Genomic DNA, 4,225 nt, shown 5'->3' with positions numbered 1-4,225 from the left:
TTACAACAACGAGCGAATTCAGAAAAAAACAAAATGGATGCCACCTGTAAAATACAGGAAAGCATCCATAAGTATTTAAGTTTTTATTTAATATGTCCAGAAAACTGGGTACATATCATAGACTAGGCTTTTTTGTTAGTTACCTTTTTTTAATAGAGCTTCAAATAAATCTATTATTTCATTTACTCTTGCCAAACCTTCTTCTGGAGTTGGATAATTAGCAACAACTTCTTCAATAGATTGACCTTCATAAAGTTCATTTCCTAAAAATGAATCAATATCATGTTTTAAATCCCTATTTCTCTCGTATAATACTCCTAATGCAAAGTTAATAGGTGATTTCCAATCATATTTTAGTAAATTATTGTTAGCCTTTATTCCAAAATCACTATAATGGCAATCCAAATATTTTCTCAAGATACTTTCTAATCTATTAGCAGTATCTAAATATGAATCATGCATAAAATTCACCTCCTTGACTGATATGTATATTATAGTAACGAATACAATGTTTTTCAATAGATAAAACTCTAGCTCGCTCATAATATCTAATTTAAGAAGGTTTAAAAAGAAAAAAATTACATTATATTTCAAAAATAAAAAAGTTGACATTATGTCAGACTTAATACATAATATAGTCAGACATAATAAGGAGGTGAATAATGGAAAAGAAGGTTGGACGGCCAACTGATAATCCTAAAGTTAAAAGAATTACTGTTAGATTAGACCAAAATACTCTTGATATATTAGATAGATACTGTAAAGAAAATAATATTGATAGAGGAGAAGGAGTAAGACAAGGGATAAGAAGATTGGCAAATAAATAAAAAACCCTTCAATCACTCTAAAAAGCAATTAAAGGGCTTTAAGGTATTACTACCCTAGACAAGTATACTATACCTTAATAGCTTTTAAAATGCAAATTTTATGTGAGGTATATATGAAAGTAATTAAGGTTAAAAAGAGTAACCAAGATAAAATCACAAGTTTGGAACTTACAGAGCAAATTAATTTATTTAGAAAACAAGAGGGGAGAAAATAGAACTGCGACATTATGATTTATTGAAAATTATAAGAAACGAGTTTGGAGAAGAAATAGGAGACGGAAAAATTTCCGAGTCGTATTATAAAAATTCTCAAAACAAGGAACAACCTATGTTTATATTAACTTTAAACCAAGCTAAACAAGTATTAGTAAGAGAAAGCAAGTATGTAAGAAGAGCTATTATACAATACATAGAAAAGCTATTATACAATACATAGAAAAGCTAGAACAACAAATATCAATAAAGAATGAAACTGTATTATCTTGTGATGATGGATTGTTACTTGAGAAAGTAAAAGGCTTTATTAATGAAGATGGATCTAAAGATAAAACAGGAATAACAGCAGTTAGTGCAAGACAATTATGGACTAAACTAGAGGTAAAAACTTATTTTACTGACTGGATGAGAAGAAGAATTAAAAGATATGATTATCAAAATGGAGTTGATTATATCTGGTATGGAGATGACTATGCTTTATCACTTGATATGGCTTGCGAATTAGCTTTGATTGAGAATACAGATACAGGAAGAGATATAAGAAGATATTTAGTTAATTATAAGAAAGGGAATACTCAGAGTACAACTAATAAGACTAATACAAGTAATACTGCGGATAAAGAGAAGATTGCTAAACTTGAAAAGAGAGAATAAGAATTATACGAACTTTTAAATTCTTTATGGTTAGAAATAGCTAATCGAAGAGAATTAGAAAGAGAGAGCAACAAAAAGATTGATAATAAATTCAGAATGGTTGGGCAATTAATGAGAGCTAATCAAGAACTAATTAAAACATTTTAAAAATTAAAAAGGACTTTCGAGTTGTTTTTTTATTTGTTCTATTTTAAAAAAATTATCATTTTACTTTGAAATTTTTATCATTTCACATTGCGACTTACACTTATATGAAGTGATTACGAGTTTTTATATTTTATTTTTGTTACATTATATTTTATAATCGTTAAAATAATAATTTTAATAGTTATATAAAATATAAATTTTATATGAGAGATGGATTGTTTTTTCTTGGATTAATTTATTCTTTTAATCTATTTTAGATAAATGATAAAAAATCTATTGTAATTTATGACGGAGTTAGATATAATTTAATAAGGGAGTAAATGAAATCATAAACACAATCGGAGGTAAAAGATGAAAAGATTATTAGTATTATCAATATTATTAGTATCAACAACAGTGTTCGCAGATTCAATTGATTTATTAGATGAATTAAAATTATTGGATGCTGAATATCAAAACCTATCTACTCAAGAGGACACTAGATTTAAAGAGGAAAAAGCTCAAGCAGATGCAGCAAGAGTGGCTTTAGCTGAAAATGAAAAAGTTTATTCAGAATTAACTAAAAGAGCTCAAAAATTAGCTACAGAATCAGATACTAAATTCTACAAACAACAATATCAAGAACTGGCTAAAAAATATGAAAAAGTTCTTCAAAAATTATCAGTAGATATGGAAGGACAAAAAGCTGTTATAGCTGATTTCCAAAAAATCGAATCATTAAGAACTAAATAGTAATTCAGATTAAAAGGCTGCCAATTGAGGTCTTTGTTCTTTTATTTAGGCGGATATAAAAAAGGCTACAATTGTTATATGTACCCATTTTTCTGGAAATATTAAATTAAAAGTCAAATACTTATGGATGTTTCTTGTATTTTACAGGTACTGCGTATCCCCTTTACTGTTGTGTCTAGTAAGAGGGGTATAGATCAAGTGTTGATGAACTAAAACAAAATAAAAATTCATAAGATTTTGATGATTCAGGTTTAACCGAGTTATCAAAATCTTTTTCTTTCTTTGTTAAATCACTCTTTATTTTCATTAATATTTAAATTTTGGTATCACAAAAACGCTGAATAAATTCAAACTTTAAATATTACATGTATTACTATCAATTAGTTCTTTAATTGTCATGATACGTTTTCTGAGGCTAGAAAAGCAATGATATCCAAAGGAAAATTTAGAAAAATAGCTTTCTAATGAATCAAGTTGCCTATTTTCCGCAATATCAATAATTTTTCTGTTAACCGTATCCATAAAAATGAACGACATAGCGCCCAAGGAAATTGATCTACTAGAGTTAAATATATAACATACAGGATATAAAAAAATAATAATATTTTGAAATCATTCAAAAGATATTTAATTAAGACAGTTCATATGGTTTTAAAAGTTAAATTTTTTTATATATTACTTTAATAGTTGAAAAATTATTTTATTCGTGATAAAATTGCGAAAAAATAGAGAACATTTTTTTGACAAAAAAAAGAAAGTTTTAATAAGTCAAAATAAGTATAAAAATGGAGACCAATATCCCCATAACGAATAAAAGGAGGACATTATGAAGAAAGTTTTAGTAGTACTTTTTGCAACATTGTTGGTATCTCAGGTTTATGCTTCACAGGACATTACGGCAGAATTTCAAGATTTAGATGCACAATACCAACAGTTAGTAAATGAAGAAAATGCAAGATTTGAAGAAGAAAAAGTAAACTGTCAGCTTGCTGAACAAAAAATTGTGCAGTTAAATGAAGCTATAGCTACAGTTAAAGAAAAAATTGCTAATGCAAGTATCGAGAGGGAAAATAGATATTTTAAAGATGATTTTGATGCCTTAACAAAAAAATATAAAGAGTATTTAGGCAAACTAGAACAGTCACTTGCAGTAAATGAGGGAATCGTTTCAGATTTCCAAAAGATAAGTGCTGTTAGAGGAAACCAAAATTAAGGTTAACTTAGGGAGGAATATGAGAAAAAAAATATATATTGCGGGAATGTTAATTTTAGCAGCAGCAGTGACAGGATGTTCAGGAGCTACACCAATAGTTGAGTATAAACCAGGGACTATAGATGATCCTATAAAATTAATGGAAGTTAAAAGAGAGTATTATAAACAACAGGAAATAGCAAAGAAAAAAGCTGAAGAAGAGGCTAAAAAAGCTGCTGAAAAGGCAAAAATTGAAGAACAAAAAAGATTAGAGGCTGAAAAACAAGCTAAAATCGAAGCTGAAAAGAAAGCTGAAGAAGAAAGATTAAGAAACATGACTCCAGAAGAAAAATTAAAATATAAAATGGAGAGTGCAATGAAACAGATTCAAGAGATGAACAAAATTGTTGACAAAGCAAGAGCAGAAGAGATTGAAAATACTAAATCTTTGGAACAA

The 4,225-nt window shown here is 27.7% G+C and carries 7 protein-coding genes; 6 read left to right on the top strand and 1 reads right to left on the bottom strand.

All coding sequences use genetic code 11. From position 1 onward, the window contains the following. Positions 1–135 precede the first annotated feature (135 nt). A complete protein-coding gene (locus tag IX290_RS11180; protein WP_211493273.1) occupies positions 136–462 on the bottom strand; it encodes a hypothetical protein in 327 nt (108 codons plus the stop codon). Positions 463–662: 200 nt separating this feature from the next. Between IX290_RS11180 and IX290_RS11175 the strand changes: the two genes are divergently transcribed. From IX290_RS11175 to IX290_RS11150, 6 genes are all read left to right on the top strand, one after another. Then, complete coding sequence (locus tag IX290_RS11175) at positions 663–827, top strand: ribbon-helix-helix protein, CopG family (RefSeq protein WP_211493272.1); 165 nt, start codon at positions 663–665, stop codon at positions 825–827. 235 nt (positions 828–1,062) lie between these two features. Continuing rightward, positions 1,063–1,263: a hypothetical protein gene (locus IX290_RS11170; protein ID WP_211493271.1), complete on the top strand. Its 201-nt coding sequence runs from the start codon at positions 1,063–1,065 to the stop codon at positions 1,261–1,263. 59 nt (positions 1,264–1,322) lie between these two features. Beyond that, positions 1,323–1,697, top strand: coding sequence for an antA/AntB antirepressor family protein (locus IX290_RS11165; protein ID WP_211493270.1), 375 nt, complete (start codon positions 1,323–1,325; stop codon positions 1,695–1,697). Between the two features lie 498 nt (positions 1,698–2,195). Beyond that, positions 2,196–2,576: an adhesion protein FadA gene (locus IX290_RS11160; protein WP_211493269.1), complete on the top strand. Its 381-nt coding sequence runs from the start codon at positions 2,196–2,198 to the stop codon at positions 2,574–2,576. Positions 2,577–3,402: 826 nt separating this feature from the next. Then, on the top strand, positions 3,403–3,789 hold the full coding sequence (locus tag IX290_RS11155) for an adhesion protein FadA (RefSeq protein WP_211493268.1): 387 nt from the start codon (positions 3,403–3,405) through the stop codon (positions 3,787–3,789). A gap of 19 nt (positions 3,790–3,808) precedes the next feature. Further along, a partial coding sequence (locus IX290_RS11150; RefSeq protein WP_211493267.1) for a hypothetical protein occupies positions 3,809–4,225 on the top strand: 417 nt, incomplete at its 3' end.

This window comes from Fusobacterium sp. DD2, assembly GCF_018205345.1.
GTDB lineage: Bacteria > Fusobacteriota > Fusobacteriia > Fusobacteriales > Fusobacteriaceae > Fusobacterium_A.
This window is presented reverse-complemented; position numbering and strand designations above follow the sequence as displayed.

Bases quoted from the DNA above. Each gene is read 5' to 3' on its own strand.
- IX290_RS11155 (WP_211493268.1), top strand. From the start codon at position 3,403: ATGAAGAAAGTTTTAGTAGTACTTTTTGCAACATTGTTGGTATCTCAG.
- IX290_RS11180 (WP_211493273.1), bottom strand. From the start codon at position 462: ATGCATGATTCATATTTAGATACTGCTAATAGATTAGAAAGTATCTTG.
- IX290_RS11175 (WP_211493272.1), top strand. From the start codon at position 663: ATGGAAAAGAAGGTTGGACGGCCAACTGATAATCCTAAAGTTAAAAGA.
- IX290_RS11160 (WP_211493269.1), top strand. From the start codon at position 2,196: ATGAAAAGATTATTAGTATTATCAATATTATTAGTATCAACAACAGTG.